At 64.7% G+C, this 17,995-nt stretch carries 16 protein-coding genes; 10 read left to right on the plus strand and 6 right to left on the minus strand.

Annotation, left to right across the window (positions count from 1 at the left end; genetic code table 11):
- Window positions 1-95: 95 nt before the first annotated feature.
- The 7 genes from IVB07_RS37070 to IVB07_RS37100 all read left to right on the plus strand — a co-directional run bounded on the left by IVB07_RS37070 (window position 96) and on the right by IVB07_RS37100 (window position 9,688).
- Window positions 96-1,313 (plus strand): acyl-CoA dehydrogenase family protein, encoded by a 1,218-nt coding sequence (locus tag IVB07_RS37070; RefSeq protein ID WP_026233057.1) that lies wholly within the window; start codon window positions 96-98, stop codon window positions 1,311-1,313.
- Window positions 1,314-1,377: 64 nt separating this feature from the next.
- A complete protein-coding gene (locus IVB07_RS37075) occupies window positions 1,378-2,358 on the plus strand; it encodes an amino acid--[acyl-carrier-protein] ligase (protein ID WP_018455931.1) in 981 nt (326 codons plus the stop codon).
- Between the two features lie 37 nt (window positions 2,359-2,395).
- Complete coding sequence (locus IVB07_RS37080) at window positions 2,396-3,271, plus strand: hypothetical protein (RefSeq protein WP_026233056.1); 876 nt, start codon at window positions 2,396-2,398, stop codon at window positions 3,269-3,271.
- A 226-nt stretch (window positions 3,272-3,497) separates the two neighbouring features.
- Window positions 3,498-6,365, plus strand: a complete 2,868-nt coding sequence (locus IVB07_RS37085) for a PAS-domain containing protein (protein WP_018455929.1) — start codon at window positions 3,498-3,500, stop codon at window positions 6,363-6,365.
- A gap of 192 nt (window positions 6,366-6,557) precedes the next feature.
- Entirely contained in the window at window positions 6,558-7,535 is a 978-nt protein-coding gene (locus IVB07_RS37090; RefSeq protein WP_247364266.1) for a tripartite tricarboxylate transporter substrate binding protein, read from the plus strand.
- Between the two features lie 154 nt (window positions 7,536-7,689).
- Window positions 7,690-8,175: a tripartite tricarboxylate transporter TctB family protein gene (locus tag IVB07_RS37095; RefSeq protein ID WP_085349786.1), complete on the plus strand. Its 486-nt coding sequence runs from the start codon at window positions 7,690-7,692 to the stop codon at window positions 8,173-8,175.
- Window positions 8,176-8,179: 4 nt separating this feature from the next.
- Window positions 8,180-9,688: a tripartite tricarboxylate transporter permease gene (locus IVB07_RS37100; RefSeq protein ID WP_247364267.1), complete on the plus strand. Its 1,509-nt coding sequence runs from the start codon at window positions 8,180-8,182 to the stop codon at window positions 9,686-9,688.
- Between the two features lie 16 nt (window positions 9,689-9,704).
- Here the strand turns inward: IVB07_RS37100 and IVB07_RS37105 are convergent, their stop codons facing one another.
- Window positions 9,705-11,399, minus strand: coding sequence for a bifunctional diguanylate cyclase/phosphodiesterase (locus tag IVB07_RS37105; protein ID WP_026233055.1), 1,695 nt, complete (start codon window positions 11,397-11,399; stop codon window positions 9,705-9,707).
- A gap of 220 nt (window positions 11,400-11,619) precedes the next feature.
- On the opposite strand from IVB07_RS37105, the gene IVB07_RS37110 reads away from it, so the two are divergent.
- Entirely contained in the window at window positions 11,620-11,880 is a 261-nt protein-coding gene (locus IVB07_RS37110; RefSeq protein WP_026233054.1) for a hypothetical protein, read from the plus strand.
- A 1-nt stretch (window position 11,881) separates the two neighbouring features.
- On the opposite strand, the gene IVB07_RS37115 is transcribed toward IVB07_RS37110, so the two are convergent.
- From IVB07_RS37115 to mtgA, 3 genes are all read right to left on the minus strand, one after another.
- Complete coding sequence (locus IVB07_RS37115) at window positions 11,882-12,523, minus strand: hypothetical protein (protein ID WP_026233053.1); 642 nt, start codon at window positions 12,521-12,523, stop codon at window positions 11,882-11,884.
- Window positions 12,524-12,666: 143 nt separating this feature from the next.
- The gene (gene rpmF, locus IVB07_RS37120; RefSeq protein WP_007598106.1) at window positions 12,667-12,849 is read right to left on the minus strand and encodes a 50S ribosomal protein L32; all 183 of its coding nucleotides are present in this window, start codon (window positions 12,847-12,849) and stop codon (window positions 12,667-12,669) included.
- A 168-nt stretch (window positions 12,850-13,017) separates the two neighbouring features.
- Complete coding sequence (mtgA, locus tag IVB07_RS37125; protein WP_018455922.1) at window positions 13,018-13,692, minus strand: monofunctional biosynthetic peptidoglycan transglycosylase; 675 nt, start codon at window positions 13,690-13,692, stop codon at window positions 13,018-13,020.
- A gap of 160 nt (window positions 13,693-13,852) precedes the next feature.
- Here mtgA and IVB07_RS37130 point away from each other — a divergent pair, with 160 nt between their 5' ends.
- Together IVB07_RS37130 and IVB07_RS37135 are read left to right on the plus strand one after the other, a co-directional pair.
- A complete protein-coding gene (locus IVB07_RS37130; protein ID WP_085361935.1) occupies window positions 13,853-14,776 on the plus strand; it encodes a polyprenyl synthetase family protein in 924 nt (307 codons plus the stop codon).
- A 7-nt stretch (window positions 14,777-14,783) separates the two neighbouring features.
- Window positions 14,784-15,476 carry a DUF1345 domain-containing protein gene (locus IVB07_RS37135; RefSeq protein ID WP_018455920.1) on the plus strand — a complete coding sequence of 231 codons (693 nt, stop codon included), beginning with the start codon at window positions 14,784-14,786 and terminating at the stop codon, window positions 15,474-15,476.
- Window positions 15,477-15,492: 16 nt separating this feature from the next.
- Here the strand turns inward: IVB07_RS37135 and IVB07_RS37140 are convergent, their stop codons facing one another.
- Both IVB07_RS37140 and IVB07_RS37145 read right to left on the minus strand, forming a co-directional pair.
- Window positions 15,493-17,319 (minus strand): caspase family protein, encoded by a 1,827-nt coding sequence (locus IVB07_RS37140; protein ID WP_247295918.1) that lies wholly within the window; start codon window positions 17,317-17,319, stop codon window positions 15,493-15,495.
- Between the two features lie 178 nt (window positions 17,320-17,497).
- Window positions 17,498-17,926 (minus strand): GFA family protein, encoded by a 429-nt coding sequence (locus IVB07_RS37145; protein ID WP_018455918.1) that lies wholly within the window; start codon window positions 17,924-17,926, stop codon window positions 17,498-17,500.
- Window positions 17,927-17,995: the final 69 nt, after the last annotated feature.

A 17,995-nucleotide genomic window follows, 5' to 3' on the forward strand; every position in this document is an offset into this window, starting at 1 on the left:
GCCTCATCTCATAAGCAAAGATGGTCGAAGGAATCGCTCAAGCGGCATCGCGAATGATGCCGGCGATCCTGAACGGCAAACCGGAGGCGGACGATATGAACGTGCGTGAAGCAGTCCTCACTGTCGACGAGACGCAGACGAGCTTTCTCGAGCATGGTCCCTCTCTCATTGAGCGCGCCGCCCGCACCGCCACCGTGGCGGCTGCCGACGCAGACGGGGTCGATCGCGATGCCCGCTTCCCCCACAAGGCTTTCGAGGTTGCGCGTGAGCAGAAGCTGCTCGGCGTCATGATCCCGGCCGAGTTCGGCGGCTTCGGTGCCTCGATCCACGACGCCACCGACGTCTGCTACACGCTCGGACGCGCCTGCGCCTCCACGGCGATGATCTACGCCATGCACACCACGAAGGTCGCCTGCGTCGTCAGGCACGGCCACGGCATCCCCTGGATGGAAACCATGATGCGCCGGGTCGCACGCGACCAGTGGCTGCTCGCCTCCTCCACCACCGAAGGTCAGAACGGCGGCAACATCCGCGCTAGCGCCGCCGCCGTCGACGTCGCCGGCGACACTGTCTCGCTGCTGCGCGACGCCACCGTGATCTCCTACGGTGCCGAGGCCGACGGCCTCGTGACCATCGCCCGCCGCGCCACAGACGCTTCTGCGTCCGACCAGGTGCTGTTGGCGCTCGCCAGGGACGATTATTCGCTGAAGCGGACGCTGGGCTGGGAAACGCTCGGCATGCGCGGCACCTGCTCGACCGGTTTCGAGCTGAAGGTCGACTGCCCCACCGACCGCGTCTTCCCGGAATCCTACGACAAGATCCACGCCCAGACCATGACGCCGTTCGCGCATCTGTGCTGGTCCTCGGCCTGGGCTGGTATCGCTGCAGCCGCCGTTACCCGTGCGCAGGCCTTCGTCCGCAAGGCGGCCCGCACCTCGGGCGGACAGATGCCTCCGGCAGCCGCACATTTCACCGCCGCCAAGATGTCGCTGGCCAAGCTGCGGGCGCTGATATCGGCCAATATCGACGCCTTTGCTCTCGCCGAGCACGATGAACGCGCGCTCGGCTCGCTCGACTTCCAGTCTTCGATCACGCTTCTGAAGGTGCAGGCCTCGGAGCTCGCGGTCGAGACCGTGATGCATGCGATGCGCACCGCAGGCCTTTCCGGCTACCGCAATGACGGCGAGTTCACGATGGGCCGCCACCTGCGCGACGTGCTGTCGTCGCCGATCATGATCAACAACGACCGCATTCTGGCCAATGCCGCAACATCGACCCTGATGAGCGGCGTGCCGACAAGCCTTCGGGACTGACGAGCTTTCGAGACCGACGTGCCTTCGTTCAATAAGAATAATTTCAGATAGCAGGAAGCCGACAATGAACATTGCTGTTCTCCCCAACTCGCCTGAGACCGCGCCGCAGATCGCGGATCCGCTCGATCATCTCGCCGATAAGCTCTTTCATCCGATGGGCTCGGACGGCGTCTACGCCCGCACCGCGCTTTATGAGGGCATCGTCGAGCGGCTCGCCGCGCTGATCACGAGCCATCGCGAGGCCGGCACTGAGGTGATGCGCTTCCCGCCGGTGATGAGCCGATCTCAGCTTGAGAAGTCCGGCTACCTGAAGAGCTTTCCGAACCTGCTCGGCTGCGTCTGCAGCCTGCACGGCACCGAGCGCGAGATCAACGCCGCGGTAAGCCGCTTCGACGCCGGCGGTGACTGGACCAGCTCGCTCTCGCCGGCAGACCTCGTGCTGTCGCCGGCGGCCTGCTATCCCGTCTATCCGATCGCGGCGAGCCGCGGCCAGTTGCCGAAGGGTGGCCTGCGCTTCGACGTCGCCGCCGACTGCTTCCGCCGTGAACCGTCAAAACATCTCGACCGGCTGCAATCGTTCCGGATGCGGGAATATGTCTGCATCGGAAGCCCCGATGACGTGGCCGATTTCCGCGAGCGCTGGATGGTGCGCGCGCAGGCGATTGCGACCGATCTCGGTCTCACCTTCCGCGTCGACTATGCCAGCGATCCGTTCTTCGGCCGCGTCGGTCAGATGAAGGCCGTGAGCCAGAAGCAGCAGCAGCTCAAGTTCGAACTGCTGATCCCGCTGCGCTCGGAAGAGCAGCCGACCGCCTGCATGAGCTTCAATTATCACCGCGAGCATTTCGGCACGACGTGGGACATCAAGGACGCCAATGGCGAGCCGGCCCACACCGGCTGCGTCGCTTTCGGCATGGACCGGCTGGCGGTCGCCATGTTCCACACCCACGGCACCGACCCTTCCGCCTGGCCCGCCAAGGTGCGGGAGATCATGGGCCTGCAGCCGCAGATCGCGGCCGATGCCCACGGCGAAGGCTGGCGCTAACGGAACGAGGCCGGTCATTTCCACGGGAAAGACGAGCGTGATCCACACCAAGGTCCGATGCCGCGAGATCACCGAGTCCGACGTCGATGCGGTCGCGGACTTGCTGACGCGCGGCTTCGTCGGGCGCTCGCGCGGCTATTGGATCCAAGGCCTGCGCCGGCAAGCCTTCCGACCGGTACCGGATGGCTACCCGCGCTTCGGCTACATGCTCGACAATGACGGCACGCCGGTCGGCGTGCTGCTGCTGATCTACACGGCGCGGAGGGACGGCGATGAGACCGCCATCCAGTGCAATTTGTCGAGCTGGTACGTCGATCCGGCCTACCGCAACTACGCCCCGCTCCTGACCAAGATCGCGCAGCGGCACAAGGACGTCACCTATCTCAACATCAGCCCGGCGCCGTGGACCTGGCCGATTATCGAGACGCAGGGCTTTCGCGCCTATTGCAGGGGTATATTCTTCTCCGTGCCTGCGCTGGCGCGCGTCCCACGCTGGAGCAAGATCGAGGTCATCTCGCAGCACGCCAAAACGATCGACGGGCTTTCCGATGCCGAGACCGAGCTCTTGACGCGGCATGCGCGCTACAATTGCCTCAGCCTCGTCTGCCGCACGCCGAAGGGAGCGTTCCCCTTCATCCTGCAACCGGTGCGCATCCGCCGTGGCATCATTGCGCCGCCCGCGATGAAGCTGATCTACTGCCGCAACGCGGCCGAGTACACCGAATGCGCGGGCCGCATCGGCCGGCTGCTGCTGCGGCTCGGCAAGATCGCGGTCGCCGTCGATTCCAACGGCTCCGTTCCCGGCCTCGTCGGCATCTACACCGAGCGTCGCGGCCGCAAATATTTCAAGGGCCCGCACCGGCCGCAGCTCGCCGATCTCACGGATACGGAACTCGTGCTGTACGGGCCGTAGGCCCGTTTGGACCAGACATTCGATGTCCATCCGGGCCTAAGGCGCAATTGCGCAGGCCGACCGGCGCGACGCTACCTTGCACCCCCCTCCACATTGGCAGCATCTCTGCATCACGGTCACCCTCCGTAAACTACGGCGCTTAAGGGAATTTTCCCGCCTGTTCGCTAGCCTCGGCGGCTGAATTGCCCTGCGTTAAGTCTATTGCCCGCCGAGACCCCGCCGCCCCATGACGTCGATCCGCGACAACGAGCTTGATGCACGCCGCGAGCAGGGCCCGAAGGCCCTGGTCGGGCTGAGCCAGCTTGCACTCGACCACATGGAACAGGGTGTCTGCGTCTACGATGCCGGCAACCGGATCGTGCTGGTCAATCAGCGCTATCTCAGCCTGTTCAACATGTCGGCCGAAATCGTGCGGGTCGGCACGAGCTACCGCGACGTGCTCGCCCACAGTGTGGCCCTCGGCAACATCCCCGCGGGGGAAGTCGACGCACTCTATGCCGCGCGCCTGGCGCGGATCGCAGCCGGCCAGCCGTTCCGGACTCAACAGACACTCGCGAGCGGCCTCGTCATGGCGCTCGAGCTGAAGCCGCTTCCCGGCGGCGGCTGGATGACGATCTGCGACGACGTCAGCCGCCTCGCCCGGCTCGAGGCGGAGCTGCGCGTGCAGACCGAGCGCAGCCAGCACGCGCTCGCCAACATGGCGCACGGCTTGATCATGTACGATGCCGACAGCCGCGTCGTCGTCTGCAACGAACGTTTCCTGAATCTCTATAACCTCGACCCGGAAATCGTGAAGCCGGGCGTCTCGCATTGTACGGTCATCGAGCATTGGATGTCGCGCGGCAACCTGCCGGGCATGCCGGGCGAGGAATTCCACGACACCAGGCTGGAGGACGTGCGCACCAGGAAGGAGAAAACCCTGCTGGTGATGCGCTATGACGGAAGGATGGTGCAGGTGGTTTCCCGTTTTCTGCCCGACGGCGGCTGGGTGACGGTGCACGAAGACGTCACCGAGCGGCTGCAATACGAGGAGATGCTGAGGCACCAGAACTTCATGCTCGATGCGGCGTTGGAGAACATGGCGCACGGACTCGCCTTCTACGACAGCGAGATGCGCCTGCGCGTCTGCAACACCACCTACCGGAAGATCTATCGGCTCTCGCCGGAGGAAGCCAAGCCGGGCACGCATCTCGGCGAACTGATCGAACGCTCGATGGCAAACGGCGCGTTCTCTTCCGAGTATAGCCCGCGACACCTCCTGGAGGCCGCCAGCGCAAGGATCGCCGACCGCAACTCCTCGCCGATACGCCGACGGATGTCGAACGGCACCACGATCTCGGTGCGCTATTGCGCCCTGGCCGAGGGTGGTTTTGTGGCCACCTACGAGGACATCACCGAGCGCGAGCACGCAGTCGAGCAGTTGAGCGAGCAGTATCGGCGGTTCGACGCGGCCCTGAACAACATGAGCCAGGGCCTGTGCATGCTCGATTCGAGCTTGCGCGTCATCGTCTGCAATCGGCGCTACATCGAGATGTACGGACTGTCGCCCGAATTGGTGAAGCCGGGTGTGTCGATGCGCGAGATCATGGAGCACAGCTGCGAGCTCGGCATCCATCCAAACACCACCGCCGCGCGGCTCTATGCCGACTATGTCGAGAGGCTGCGCGAGGGCGAGCACACACTGCACCGCTATTTGGGCGACGGCCGCATCATCAAGCTCAATCACAAGCGAATGGAGCATGGCGGCTGGGTCGTCACCTATGAGGACGTTACCGAGCGCCACAAGGCCCAGGCCCGCGTTGCGCATATGGCGCGGCACGATTCGCTCACCGACCTGCCCAACCGCACGCTGTTCCGCGAGAAGATGGGCGAGGGGCTGAACCAGGTCGCAATCGCAGGTGGCGCGATGGCCGTGCTGTGCTTCGACCTCGATAATTTCAAGACCGTCAACGACCGCCTCGGACACGCGGCCGGCGACCGGCTGTTGCGCTGGGTCGCGGCGCGGCTGCAGGAGAATGTCGGCGAGCACGACACCGTCGCGCGGCTCGGTGGCGACGAGTTCGCGGTTCTCCAGCGCGGACCGCAGCCGCAATCGGCGGAAAGGCTCGCACGCCGCCTGGTGGAGATCATCGGTCACCCGCCGCCGCTGGAGAACCAGTCGATCCATGTCGGCGTCTCCGTCGGCATCGCAATCGCTCCCGATCACGGGCTCGATGCCGACGAGCTGATGAAATGCGCCGACCTCGCGCTGTACCAGGCCAAGGCCAAGGGGCGCGGCGCCTATCAGCTGTTCGAGCCCAAAATGGAGGAAGAGGCGCGCAGCCGGCACGCGCTCGAGCACGATCTGCGCGGCGCGCTGGAGGCCCGTGAATTCCACCTGGCGTTCCAACCGCAGGTGCGGCTCGACACCACCGAACTTACCGGCTTCGAGGCGCTGCTGCGCTGGAAACATCCCTCGCGCGGCCTCGTCCCGCCGGCCGAATTCATTCCGATTGCGGAAGAGAACGGGCTGATCGTTCCGATCGGAGAGTGGGTGCTGCGCACAGCCTGCGCGACCGCCGCGACCTGGCCCGATCTCACGGTCGCGGTGAACCTGTCCCCGGTGCAATTCCGCTCGCGCGGGCTGGTGACGATGGTGACGAGCGCGCTTGCGGAGGCCGGCTTGCCGCCGCATCGGCTCGAGCTCGAGGTCACCGAGACGGCTCTGCTCGACGACAGCGAGGCCACGATCGAGATCCTGCACCAGCTCCGCGCGTTGGGAGTGCGCGTCAGCCTCGACGATTTCGGCGTCGGTTATTCTTCGCTGAGCTATTTGCGCAAGTTTCCGTTCGACCGCATCAAGATCGACCGCTCCTTTGTCGGCACGCTCGGCGAAAGTCCGGAGAGTGTGGCGATCGTCCGCACCATCGCCAGCCTCGGCTCGGTGCTCGGCGTCGAGACCACGGCGGAAGGCGTGGAGACGATTGAACAACTCGACTTCGTTCGCGAATGCGGCTGCACCGCCGTTCAGGGATATTATTTCGGCAAGCCCTGCCCGGCCGCGGAAGTCGGACGCATGATCGAGACGCTGAGCGCAGTCCGCCGCGTGGCGTAAGGGCTCAGCCGAAGCCAATTCCGTATCTCGGTACGCCTCCAAACGACCAATTGTCGCACGTGCGCTTTTCGGCGAGATCACCGTATCGCGCCCGCGCAATGCGCTTTTCTTCTCCCATGATTTCGGGGACAATCCCGTCATAACAATGAGAAACGGCGGCCCGAACGAGGCCACCGCGAGGGAGGAGTTTCGATGTCTCGATACGGGCTGAAGACCTTTGCCATTGCCGCCATGCATGCCGTCGTGAGCGCGCTGCTCGCAACCGCCGCGGGTGCACAGGATTATCCCATCAAACCGGTAACGCTGATCGTTCCATGGCCGGCCGGCGGATCGACCGACATCTCGATGCGCGCGATCGCCGACAGCGCGTCCAAGGTCCTGGGGCAGCCCATCGTGATCGACAACAAAGCCGGTGGCGGCGGCACGGTTGGACCAGCCACCATGGCCGCGGCTGCGAAGCCGGACGGCTACACCATCTCACAGCTTCCGATCACCGTCTTCCGCCTGCCCCTGATGCAGGAGGTCTCGTGGGATCCGGCAAAGGATTTTACCTACATCATACATCTCACCGGCTACACCTTTGGCGTAACCACCAGCGCGGAGTCGCAATTCAAGTCCTGGAAAGACGTGGTCGAGTTCGCGAAGGCAAATCCGGGCAAGGTGACCTACGCGACGCCCGGCACCGGCACCTCGCTTCATATCGGCATGGAGCAGATCGCCGCGATGTCCGGCATCAAGCTCACGCAGGTGCCGTTCAAGGGCGGGGCAGAGACCAACGCCGCGGTACTCGGCCAGCACACCATGCTGCAGGCCGACTCCACAGGTTGGCGACCCTTGGTCGACGCCGGAAAGCTGAAGCTTCTCATGGTGTGGACCGGCGCGCGATCACCGAACTATCCTGACGCGCCGACGCTGAAGGAACTCGGCTATCCCATGGTCTATGATTCCCCGTTCGGCATCGCCGGCCCCAAGGGCATGGATCCCAAGATCGTCGCTAAGCTGCACGACGCCTTCAAGAAGGCAGTCGAGGATCCCGCAGTGATTGCCACGCTCGCCAAATACGACATGGTGCCGAGCTACAAGAATACCGAGGACTACAAGAAGTTCGTCGTCGAGGTTACGGAATCGGAGCGCAAGGTGATCGATACGCTCGGGCTTGCGAAGAAGTAGTATTGAGCCACTTTCGTGTTCCGGGCGTGGTGCAGCGCTTCTCCAGCGCTGCACCACAGAGCCGGGATCTACCTTTGCCACGCATCTATCGATCCCGGATCTGCAGCGCACCGCTTCGCGCCGCATAGCGTCCCGGCACGGCCGAGAGGTATTGATGAACGACCAAACCACCGTCAAACTCCGCCTCAACAACTCCGAACTCTGGGGTGGGTTGATCGGGCTCGCACTCGGCGGCTTCGTGATCTGGCAAGGCTTAAAGCTCAAGCTCGGCACCATCAACGACCCTGGCTCCGGCTACGTGCTTTTCTACACGGGCATCCTGATGTGCGTGTTCGCGGCCAGCATTATCATCTCGGCCATCACCGAGGGCGGACCAACGCTGGCTTCGCGCTGGCAGAACGTGAGCTGGAGCAAGCCGTTACTCGTCATCGTCTGCCTTACCGCGTTTTCCTTTGCCCTTGAGCCGCTGGGATTCCTGCTGTCATCGATCCCGCTCATGCTGCTTTTGTTGCGCTTGATCGATCCCTTGCGGTGGACATTGGCGATGCCGATCGCCGCTCTGGCACCGCTCGGCATGTGGTGGATGCTCAAGCGACTGCTGCTGATCCAGTTACCCTCCGGCCTATTCGGGATCGGCTGATCGCATGGATACGCTTCTCAACGTCGCGCATGGGTTTGGCGTCGCTCTCCTGCCGATCAACCTGCTCTACTGCTTCATCGGCGTCTTCATCGGCACGCTGGTCGGCGTGCTGCCGGGCATCGGGCCGATCTCGGCGATGTCTCTGTTGCTTCCGGTGACACTGTCAGGAACGCCGGAATCCGGCATCATCATGATGGCGGGAATCTATTACGGCTCGATGTATGGCGGCTCGACGACCTCAATCCTGGTCAACATTCCCGGCGAGGCGGCTTCCGTCGTGACCTGTATTGACGGCCACCAGATGGCGAAGCAGGGTCGTGCCGGCCCCGCGCTGGGCATCTCAGCCTTCGGCTCGTTCATCGCCGGCACATTTTCACTCGTTGCACTGATGCTGCTGGCGCCTCGGCTCGCCAACATCGCCATCGCGTTCGGCCCTGCCGAATATTTCAGCCTGATGGTGCTCGGCCTCGTCGTGCTCACCTTCCTCACGCAGGGATCGATGCCGAAAGCGCTTCTGATGGCATGTATCGGCGTCGTGCTCGGACTGATCGGGCTCGACAGCATCACCGCGCAGCCGCGGCTGACATTCGGCCGCATGGAGCTGATCGACGGCATAGGACTGGTCCCCGTCGTGATGGGCCTGTTCGGCGTCGCCGAGGTGCTGCTCAATACCGAGCAGGTGATCAAACGCGACATCATCAACGCCAAAATCACGCAGCTGCTGCCCAACAAGGCCGATTGGCAGGCGAGCGCCGGCCCGGTGGCGCGCGGCACGTTACTTGGCTTGCTGCTCGGCATTCTCCCGGGCGGCGGCGCGGTGGTGGCCTCGTTCGCGTCCTATGCGCTGGAGAAGCGGCTGTCGAAGACGCCGGAGCGCTTCGGCCATGGCGCAATCGAGGGCGTAGCGGGTCCCGAATCCGCCAACAACGCGGCGGCCGGCGGCGCGTTCATTCCGCTGATGACCTTGGGCATCCCGCCGAATGTGGTGATGGCACTGCTGCTCGGCGCCTTCGTCATCCACGGCCTGCAACCGGGGCCGCTACTGATCACGCAAAACCCCGGCCTGTTCTGGGGCATCGTCGCCAGCATGTATATCGGCAACGTCATGCTGCTGATCCTCAATCTGCCGCTGATCGGCATGTGGGTGCAGCTGCTCAAGTTGCCCTACAACATCCTGTTCCCGCTGATTATCCTGTTCACGATCCTGGGCGTTTACTGCTCGAGCAACAATGTGTTCGACGTCTACGTGATGATCGCGTTCGGGATCATCGGCTATTTCATGCGCAAGCTCGGCTTCGAGCCCGCGCCGCTGGTGCTGGCGTTCGTGCTGGGACCGATGATGGAGAACAATCTGCGCAAGTCGCTGATCCTGTCGCAGGGCGACCTCTGGACCTTCGTGCAGCGGCCGATCTCGGCAGCGTGTCTTGCGCTCGCGCTGGTGCTGCTGATGGCGCCGCTATTACCCGCGCTGCGTAAGAAGCGCGAGCTCGTGGCGCTGGATGAGGGCGCGTGAGGGATTGGCAGGTGTCTCAGCCTGCCGCGGGCAGCACGTTATCCGGCGGCGCGCCCCAGGGGCGGTCGGCTGAGGCGAGCCCGATCAGGCGGCCCTGGATGTAGTCGCAGCCCCAGTCGCGCAGCATGTTCGCAGCTTCTTCGTCCTGCACCCATTCGGCCACCGTCTTGATGTCGAGGCGGCGGGCGAGGTCGATCAGGGTCTGCACGAAGGCGCGGTCGTCGGCGGAACGGGTGATGTTCTGCACGAAGGCACCGTCGATCTTCACGATGTCCACGCCCAGCTTGCGCAGATTGCGGAACGAGGTGTAGCCGGCGCCGAAATCGTCGATGGCGATGCGGCTGCCGAAATTCTTCAGCCGGGTGACGAAGCCGCGCACATCGTCGATGTCCTGGATCGCGACGGTTTCGGTGATCTCGACGATCAGCCGCTCGGCAACGCCGGGATGGGCACGCATCAGCGATTCGATTCCCGCCCACCAATCCGGATCCATGGTGGTGTCGGGCGAGATGTTGAGGCTGAGGCAGATGTCCGGCGCGGCCGCGAGCTCGGCGACCACGAGCTCGAGCACCCGGTGATCGACCAGGCGGATCAGGCCGAGGCGTTCCGCAACCGGCACGATGTCGGGCGCGAGCAGCACCTGGCCGTCGCCCTGGTCCATCCGCACCAGGCATTCGTGAAAGGCGCAGTCGCGCGAAAGGGCGGCAACTACCGGCTCATAGGCAAGCTTGATGCGGCGCTCATTCAGTGCGGTGACGATCTCGTCGGTGACGCGGATGTTGACGCGGCGCTGGGCGTCGCGCGCGGCATCCGGGCGCCAGGCTGCGAACGAGCCGACGCGGCGTTGTTTCGCGGTGTCCAGGGTCTCGTGGGCGCGATTGACGGCTTCATCGGCGTTGCGGGCATAGCGCGGCACGCTGACCGCGCCGATCGAGGCGGTGACCGACACCGGTCCGGATTTGGTCGGCACCACCTCGTCGCGAATGCCGGCGAGGAAACGTTCGGCAGCCACGTTCATGTCATCGACGGTGCAGTTCTTCAGGATCAGGCCGAACTTGTTGCCGGAGAAGCGGCCGAGCACGTCGCCGCCGCGCAAGCGCGCGCGAATGCGCGTGGCGACGTCGAGGATCACGGCGTCGGCAACGTCGAAGCCGAAGGCCTCGTTGACACGCGCGAGATGATCGATGCCGACCAGCATGAAGGCCGCGGTCGAGCGGAAACGGGTCGTCTCCTCGATGGCCTCGGCCAGCGCGGCGATCAGATGCGAGCGATTGAGCTCGCCGGTCAGCGGATCGAGCCGGGCCAGCTTCGTCAGTTCCTCGTCGCGGGCATGGCGTTCATTGTTGATGCGGACGGAGCCGATCGCACGCACCGGGCGACCGTCGGGGCCGGCGAACCAGCGGCCGGTCTCCTCGATCCAGACCATGGGATCGGCGGCGCTCATGCGCACGCCGTACTCGACCCGGTAGGGCGTGCCGTCGGCGCCATGCACGGCTGAGGTCTGCGCCAGCGCGGCGGTCCGCATTGATTGCGCGGGCTCGATCAGCCTGGCGAATTCGGCGCCGGTGGCCAGCCGTTCGGCGGGAATTCCGGGAAAGATGGCGCTGACCTGCTCACCCCAGACGATGGCATCGCTGGCGATGTCCCAGGCGAACACGGCCTGGCCGAGGGCAGCCAGGATGTCGGAGGCTTGCGGCAATGCGGGGGTCAAAATCGCCTCGTTTCGGGACAGCGGGGAGTCCTGAGCCGGCACAGGATAAAGCCAGATTCGCCATTGACCCTAGGCAAAGTTGATAAACAATTTGGAAACCACGTTTCCTCGCTCGCAGGAACCGAAGCGGCTCACCCGGCATAGGCCTTGCGAGTACATGACACGCACCGGCGCCAGCGTCTCGAAACGCGACAATCTAGGCCGGTCAACGGTGATTGCGATGTTGAGTACTGGTCAACTGGACGTGGCGGACAACGGCACAGGCTCGGCCCTGGTGCCGCTGATGCCAGTTTTGCAGTGGGTCCACAAGGCCCCGCTGCCACGCCCCGATCCCAGCTTCGTCGCCCAGCTCATCGCCAATGCCGAGCATCTGCCCCAGGCGAGCCGGCTCCGCCGCGCTTCTTCCGAGGATGCGCAGGTCGCCTATGGCAGCAAGCGCCCGCTTCCGAGCGTTAGCGCGCGCACGCGGCAGGTGGCTTGAATCAGCGCGGCGCGTCGGGAGACGGCTGGGTGCCGTTGCCCGGCTGCAAATGAGGCGAGGGAATTTCCGGCGAGGGCGCACTCACAGGCTTCGGCGCCGGGTGATCCATCAGCACGGATTCGGCGACCGATTGTGCCGTGGGCGCGGGCGGCTCCGCCGGAGCTGGTCGCGGAGCGGACACTGGCTCGAACTTGGGCTCGAACTCATCCGCCGGCGTCTCGGCCTGGCGCTTGGTCTTGCGGGGCGCCGGCACCGTCGTTTCGGCGACATAAGCGACGCGGCGGCGGGTGCGCTGGGCGATGCCGCCGAGGAAATCGGCCATCGCGAGCAGCACCAGAAGGAAATAGGTGGAGTTGCCGAATTTCGGCCACATCACGAATTCGGCCGCAGCCGCGCCGAACACGATCAGCGACAGCAGATGATCCATCAGGAATTTCGAGCCGGGCCGCGCGCCCTTGACCACTTCGAGCAGCAGCAGCACGATACCTAGCGCGAGCATCACGTCGGCGAGCGTGACCGGCCAGGCCTCGCCCGTGATCATCGGCACTTTGAACAGCACGTCCGCAAAGGACACGCTCGGCATCAGGAATGCGATGATGTTGTAGACCGCGAGCGGGATCAGGAGCAGCGGGAAACCGACCATCGGCGAAATGCCTTCTCGATCAAGATATCCAGACAGGACAATGCGGCGGCGATGCATTCGCTCCGCCGCCGTCACTGTCATATCTCATGGGTGGGCCGAAATCAGGCAGGCCCGATCGTCCTGCCCACAGAAAGGTCCCGAACTCAGGACTCTTTCTTCTTCAGGACCTGACGGCCCTTGTACATGCCGGTCTTGAGGTCGAGATGGTGCGGACGACGCAGTTCGCCGGAATCCTTGTCTTCCACATAGGTCGGCTTCTTGATGGCGTCTGCCGAGCGGCGCATGCCACGACGGGACGGCGAGGTTTTTCTTCTCGGAACGGCCATTTCAATATCCTCTAGGGATTGGTGTTTTGGGGCATCGTCCGCGAGGGGACGGCTCAGCACCCGCAAACCGAGGCGAGCTGAATGCCGGTCAAGGCCGGGCTTATAGAGGAAGGCCTGCCTTAAATCTAGGGCTCTGGGCCGGAAAATGCGCCCGAAAAGGACCGGAAATCAGCGATTCTCCCGCCAGCAGGTCGAAAGTGAACTCGCCTGCGCTCGCGCCACATAGGTCCCGGCCAGCCGCCGGACACCCGGTCCCGGCGTCCTGGCGCTGCGTTTGACCGGATTCGGCAGGATAGAGGCTAGAAGCGCGGCCTCCCGGGGGGAGAGGTTCGCCGCCGACTTGCCGAAGGCATAGGCGCTGGCGGCCTCGGCCCCAAACTGGCTCTGCGGGCCGAGCTCGGCGATGTTGAGGTAAATCTCCAGGATCCGTGCCTTGGGCAGGACGAGATCGATCCACAGCGCCAACGGGAATTCCAGCGCCTTCCGGACGAAGTCCCGCCCCTGCCAGAGGAACAGGTTTTTCGCCACCTGCTGGGTGATGGTGGAAGCGCCCCGGAACGGGGTGCCGTCCTCCTTCGCATCGTCGATCGCCTCACGCAGCGCACCCCAGTCGATGCCGTGATGCTTGCAAAAATGGGCGTCCTCGGCCGCCACCACCGAGCGTGGCAGCGAGGGCGACATCGCCGCCAGATCGATCCATTCCCGCTGCATCGGCGCACCCCGGAGCGAGCGCCAGATCATCAGCGTCGAAACGGGATGGCCGGCACGGTAGAACGGCGCGACGACATAGGGCGCGAGAGCCGCGACCGCGAGCACCAGGAGAAGGGTTTTGACGACGCGCAAATCAACCTTTCCGGCGCAGAACGAAACGGGGCCACGGGCCCGGCATTAAGTCTGTGATAATTCGGGCCTTTTCCAGCACTTTTTAGGCCTTCCAAACGATTGACTGAGGCGGGCGCATAAAGGATTGTCCCGCCGAATTTTAGTTCTGGAGCCCTTCTTGATGACCGGCACGTCCCCGTCCGATTTCGCCAAACGTCTGGACAAGACCGCTGATGACACCGAGGCCCTGCTCGGGCGCCTGCTGTCGGACGACATCCTGCCCGATGAGATCGCCCGGCCCAAGCGACTGATGGACGCAATGCGCTATTCGAGCCTCAACGGCGGCAAGCGCCTCCGGCCCTTCCTGGTGGTCGAGAGCGCGGCCGTGTTCGGCGTGTCCCGCGAAGCCGCGCTGCTCGTCGGTGCGGCGCTCGAATGCATCCACTGCTATTCGCTGATCCATGACGATCTGCCGGCGATGGACAATTCGGACCTGCGCCGCGGCCGCCCGACCCTGCACAAGAAGACCGACGACGCGACCGCGATCCTCGCCGGCGACGGCCTCCTGACACTCGCCTTCGACATCATCACCCGCGACGAGATTCATCGCGACGCCAATGTGAGGCTTTTGCTGACCCGCGCACTCGCGCGCTGCGCCGGCATCGGCGGCATGGTCGGCGGCCAGATCCTCGACCTCGCCGGCGAAGGCCGCTTTGGCGGCAACGAGCCGATCGACGTCGCCCGCATTCAGCAGATGAAGACCGGCGCGCTGCTGCGCTACGGCTGCATCGCCGGCGCGATCCTCGGCCAGGCCTCGCAAAAGGAATATCAGGCGCTCGACGATTACGGCCGCGCGCTCGGCGAAGCCTTCCAGATCGCCGACGACCTGCTCGACGTCGAAGGCGATGCCGCCGCGCTCGGCAAGCCTGCCGGCGCTGATGCAGCGCTCGGCAAGACCACCTTCGTCACCCAGCTCGGCATCGAAGGCGCCAAGCAGCGCGTGCGCGATCTGCTCGCGCGCGCCGACAGCGCCGTGTCGATCTTCGGCGAACGGGCCGCCGTGCTGCAAGCGGCTGCGCGGTTCGTGGCCGAACGGAAGAGCTGATAGCGCGATGGCGGGCGGCAGCAAGGAAGACCCCGCCCTCGCCCGCTTTCGCAAGATGTCGCGGCCGATGCGGCTGATTTATGCGCGTCCGCGGACGTTCATGTCGCTTGCCGTTGGTATTCTCGTCTGCCTGCTCATCCCGGGTTCGCACCGGCTGGTCACGCGGCTTGTGTTCGGCTGGGATGCGTTGATCGCCGTTTATCTGGTGCTGGTCTACGCGATGATGCTGTGCAACGACCACCAGCACATCCGCCGCGCCGCAGCGATGCAGGACGACGGTCGCTTCGTGATCCTGCTGGTGACGGCGATCGGCGCCTTCGCCAGCATCGCCGCGATCGTCTCCGAGCTTGGAACGCCGCATCGCGGCGGCCTGGAGCTGAGCATCGCAATCACCACCATCGTATTGTCATGGGCCGCCGTGCACACAATCTTCGCTCTGCATTACGCGCATGATTATTACCGGCACGCCACGCCGGGCGGCCTTCAGTTTCCCAGCGGCGACAAGGAAGACCACGCAGATTACTGGGACTTCGTCTATTTCTCGTTCGTGATCGGCATGACCGCGCAGGTCTCCGATGTCGGCATCTCCGACAAGACCATCCGCCGCACCGCCACCGCGCACGGCATCGTCTCATTCATCTACAACACGGCCTTGCTGGCGCTGACGGTCAACATCGCGGCGAGCGCGATCTCGACCTGAACTCATTTCCGCAATCCTAGTTACAGACCTCGGCATTGCCATCGTTGCCCGGGCCGCCGCCGCCGCGATATTCGAGATGGCAGCCGCGGTTGACCGCACGACAGCCACTGTTGTTGCAGAATAGCTGTCCGCCACTCGAGCGGCGGCTGGCGCCAGCGGCAGCAGCGATGCCCGCAGCGCCACCAAAGCCGCCGGCCGCTCCGGCAGCCTCACCGCCGGCCTGACGACGCTGCCGTGCGGGACGCTCGTCGCCGTCGTCCCGCTTGGCGGTCGCAGGCTTGGCGGTCGCAGGCTTGGCGGCACGCTGCTTCTCGCACTCGTTGTCGTCGTTGAGCGCATAGCCATCACGGCAGACGATCTTGGTGCATTTGTCGCCGTCGGTCTTGAAGCCGTGCTCGCAAACCAGCGGACAGACGCGCGACTGTTTCGACTTGACCGTGTCGAGTGCATCGGTGCTCGCCACCTTCACGTCGAGCTTGGTGCCGGCATAACGGTTGAACTGCGATAACGACCGCTGCGCGGATGTCGTCCAGTTGCCGTCGGCGGCGCCGGAGAAGCAGCCGACGCGGCCGAGCTCGGTCTGTACCGAGCGGCTGAGATCGGCCGGCGCGATGGCCGGCGTCAGCGAGGCGACGTTGGTGCCGGCAGGGCCCGCCGTGCTGGCGGGCGCTGCACTCGGCGCCGCGGCGGCGAGATTGACGCGCTGCTGCTCGGCAGCGGCCGCCTGCTGCTGCGCCTGCTCCTTGGCCTTTTGCGCCGCAAGCTGTATCTGCTCGGCGGCCTCCGCATCGGCGGCTGCCTTGGCCTGCGTATCCTTCTGCGCGCCAAGTGCGGCAAGACGATCGCGCTCGGCCTCGGCCTGTTTCGCCTTCTCGGTGGCCGCCGCATGAGCCTGCTCGGCGCCGATTTTCTCGAGTTGCAGCTTGGCAAGGCTCGCATAGAAGCCGTCGGGATGCTGGGCGAGAAAGGCCTCCCACGCCGGCCGGTTGCCGACCTGGAGCGCGAGCTCGTAATCGCGGCGGATGTCGGCCTGAGGGTTGGGCGCAGCGGCAGCCGCAGCGGTCACCTTGACCGGCACCAGCGGCACGTCCTCGCCGCCGAGCGAGCCATAGACGAACGGCTCCTGCTTATTACCTGTCGACTTGAGCACGTCGTCGCGCACGAAGCCGAAGGCACGGCGGACGTCTAGGCCGGGCCTCGTCAGATGCTTCGACAGCGCCACCGTAAAGGGGCTGTTCGCACCGTCGCCATCCTGCGCCGTGAAACCGGCCTTGGCCGAATAGGCGATCAGCGTGTTCGAGCTGGTCGGCTCGACCTGGGCGAGGCCGCGGCCGACGCCGCGCGAGGCGATCGTGCGCTTCATGGTCTTGCCGAACGGATTGTCACGGCAGGCATCCAGGATCACCAGGCGAAGCTGCTTAGCCGGTTCGACCGCGACCAGGACGCGGTCGAGGGAGAGCGCCTCGTCAAAGACGTCGGTGTCACGCTCCAGCTTGGCGTCGACAGGGATCAGATAGTTCGAGCCTTCGACCTCGAGGCCGTGGCCGGCATAATAGACCACGGCGATATCGGCATCGCGGGTCCGGTCGGCGAATTCGCGCAGCACACGCCGGGTTTCCTGCGCCGTCAGGTCGTGCCGGGAATCGACGATGTCGAACCCGGCCTCCTTCAGCGTCCGGGCCATCACCGAACCGTCATTGACGGGGTTCGTCAGCGACGGCGCATGCTGATAGGCGGAGTTGGCGATCACGAGCGCGACGCGCTTTCCGGCGAAAGCAGGCCCGGCGCCGAATAGCAGCGCGACGGCGAGGAGGACTGGGCAAAGTCTGAGCAATTTGCGCATGACACGACTTCCGATTTCGGGGCGATTCGCGCCCTTTGGGACGGCTTTAGCAGGGTCCGTCACGGACGCTTGTAACGGAGGTCACGAAGATGGCGCCGGCGGCAAGCCGAAAGGTCCCCTTGTTCGTCGCGCCAGTCCGGCCGCGGTTCGCCGCCAAACAGGTGCGCAGCAGGTTCCCTCAGACATCCCCGATGTGGCCCCGATATTGCGGCAGATTATCCGTAATCTCGTGCCAGGGCGCCTTCGACCCCACGAAAATGTGGGCGCTCGGTCGGATCGAGGGGGCATCGACCAGGGTTCCCATGGCGACGTGGACCCATTTTCCGTCGCGCACCCGGGAATAAAGCAACGAGCCGCAGCGGGCGCAGTGGGCGTCGTGGGTGGTTTCGTCACCGTAGATGGTGAGCTGGTTCTCGCCTCTGACGATGCGGAGCTTGCCCTGCTCGATGCCGGCGAACGGCTTGAAGGCAGCGCCGGTGGTGCGGCGGCAATTCGAGCAATGGCAGTTCATCGCATAGGAGAACGCGTCCGCTACCTCGTAGCGCACGGCGCGGCAGCAGCATTCGCCGATCAGGAAGGGAGCGTTCGAATTCTCTGATCCGGTCATCACAGCGTCCCAGCAAATGGTACGGACACCATAGCGCATTTTGACGTGTACGACTAAGTTCGCCCTGAG

Source organism: Bradyrhizobium sp. 172, from assembly GCF_023101065.1.
GTDB classification, from domain to species: Bacteria; Pseudomonadota; Alphaproteobacteria; order Rhizobiales; family Xanthobacteraceae; genus Bradyrhizobium; species Bradyrhizobium canariense_D.

Bases quoted from the DNA above. Each gene is read 5' to 3' on its own strand.
- IVB07_RS37145 (WP_018455918.1), bottom strand. From the start codon at position 17,926: ATGACCGGATCAGAGAATTCGAACGCTCCCTTCCTGATCGGCGAATGC.
- IVB07_RS37075 (WP_018455931.1), top strand. From the start codon at position 1,378: ATGAACATTGCTGTTCTCCCCAACTCGCCTGAGACCGCGCCGCAGATC.
- IVB07_RS37135 (WP_018455920.1), top strand. From the start codon at position 14,784: ATGGCGGGCGGCAGCAAGGAAGACCCCGCCCTCGCCCGCTTTCGCAAG.
- IVB07_RS37070 (WP_026233057.1), top strand. From the start codon at position 96: ATGAACGTGCGTGAAGCAGTCCTCACTGTCGACGAGACGCAGACGAGC.
- IVB07_RS37115 (WP_026233053.1), bottom strand. From the start codon at position 12,523: ATGGTCGGTTTCCCGCTGCTCCTGATCCCGCTCGCGGTCTACAACATC.
- IVB07_RS37140 (WP_247295918.1), bottom strand. From the start codon at position 17,319: ATGCGCAAATTGCTCAGACTTTGCCCAGTCCTCCTCGCCGTCGCGCTG.
- rpmF (WP_007598106.1), bottom strand. From the start codon at position 12,849: ATGGCCGTTCCGAGAAGAAAAACCTCGCCGTCCCGTCGTGGCATGCGC.
- IVB07_RS37110 (WP_026233054.1), top strand. From the start codon at position 11,620: ATGTTGAGTACTGGTCAACTGGACGTGGCGGACAACGGCACAGGCTCG.
- IVB07_RS37090 (WP_247364266.1), top strand. From the start codon at position 6,558: ATGTCTCGATACGGGCTGAAGACCTTTGCCATTGCCGCCATGCATGCC.
- IVB07_RS37095 (WP_085349786.1), top strand. From the start codon at position 7,690: ATGAACGACCAAACCACCGTCAAACTCCGCCTCAACAACTCCGAACTC.
- IVB07_RS37085 (WP_018455929.1), top strand. From the start codon at position 3,498: ATGACGTCGATCCGCGACAACGAGCTTGATGCACGCCGCGAGCAGGGC.
- IVB07_RS37100 (WP_247364267.1), top strand. From the start codon at position 8,180: ATGGATACGCTTCTCAACGTCGCGCATGGGTTTGGCGTCGCTCTCCTG.
- IVB07_RS37130 (WP_085361935.1), top strand. From the start codon at position 13,853: ATGACCGGCACGTCCCCGTCCGATTTCGCCAAACGTCTGGACAAGACC.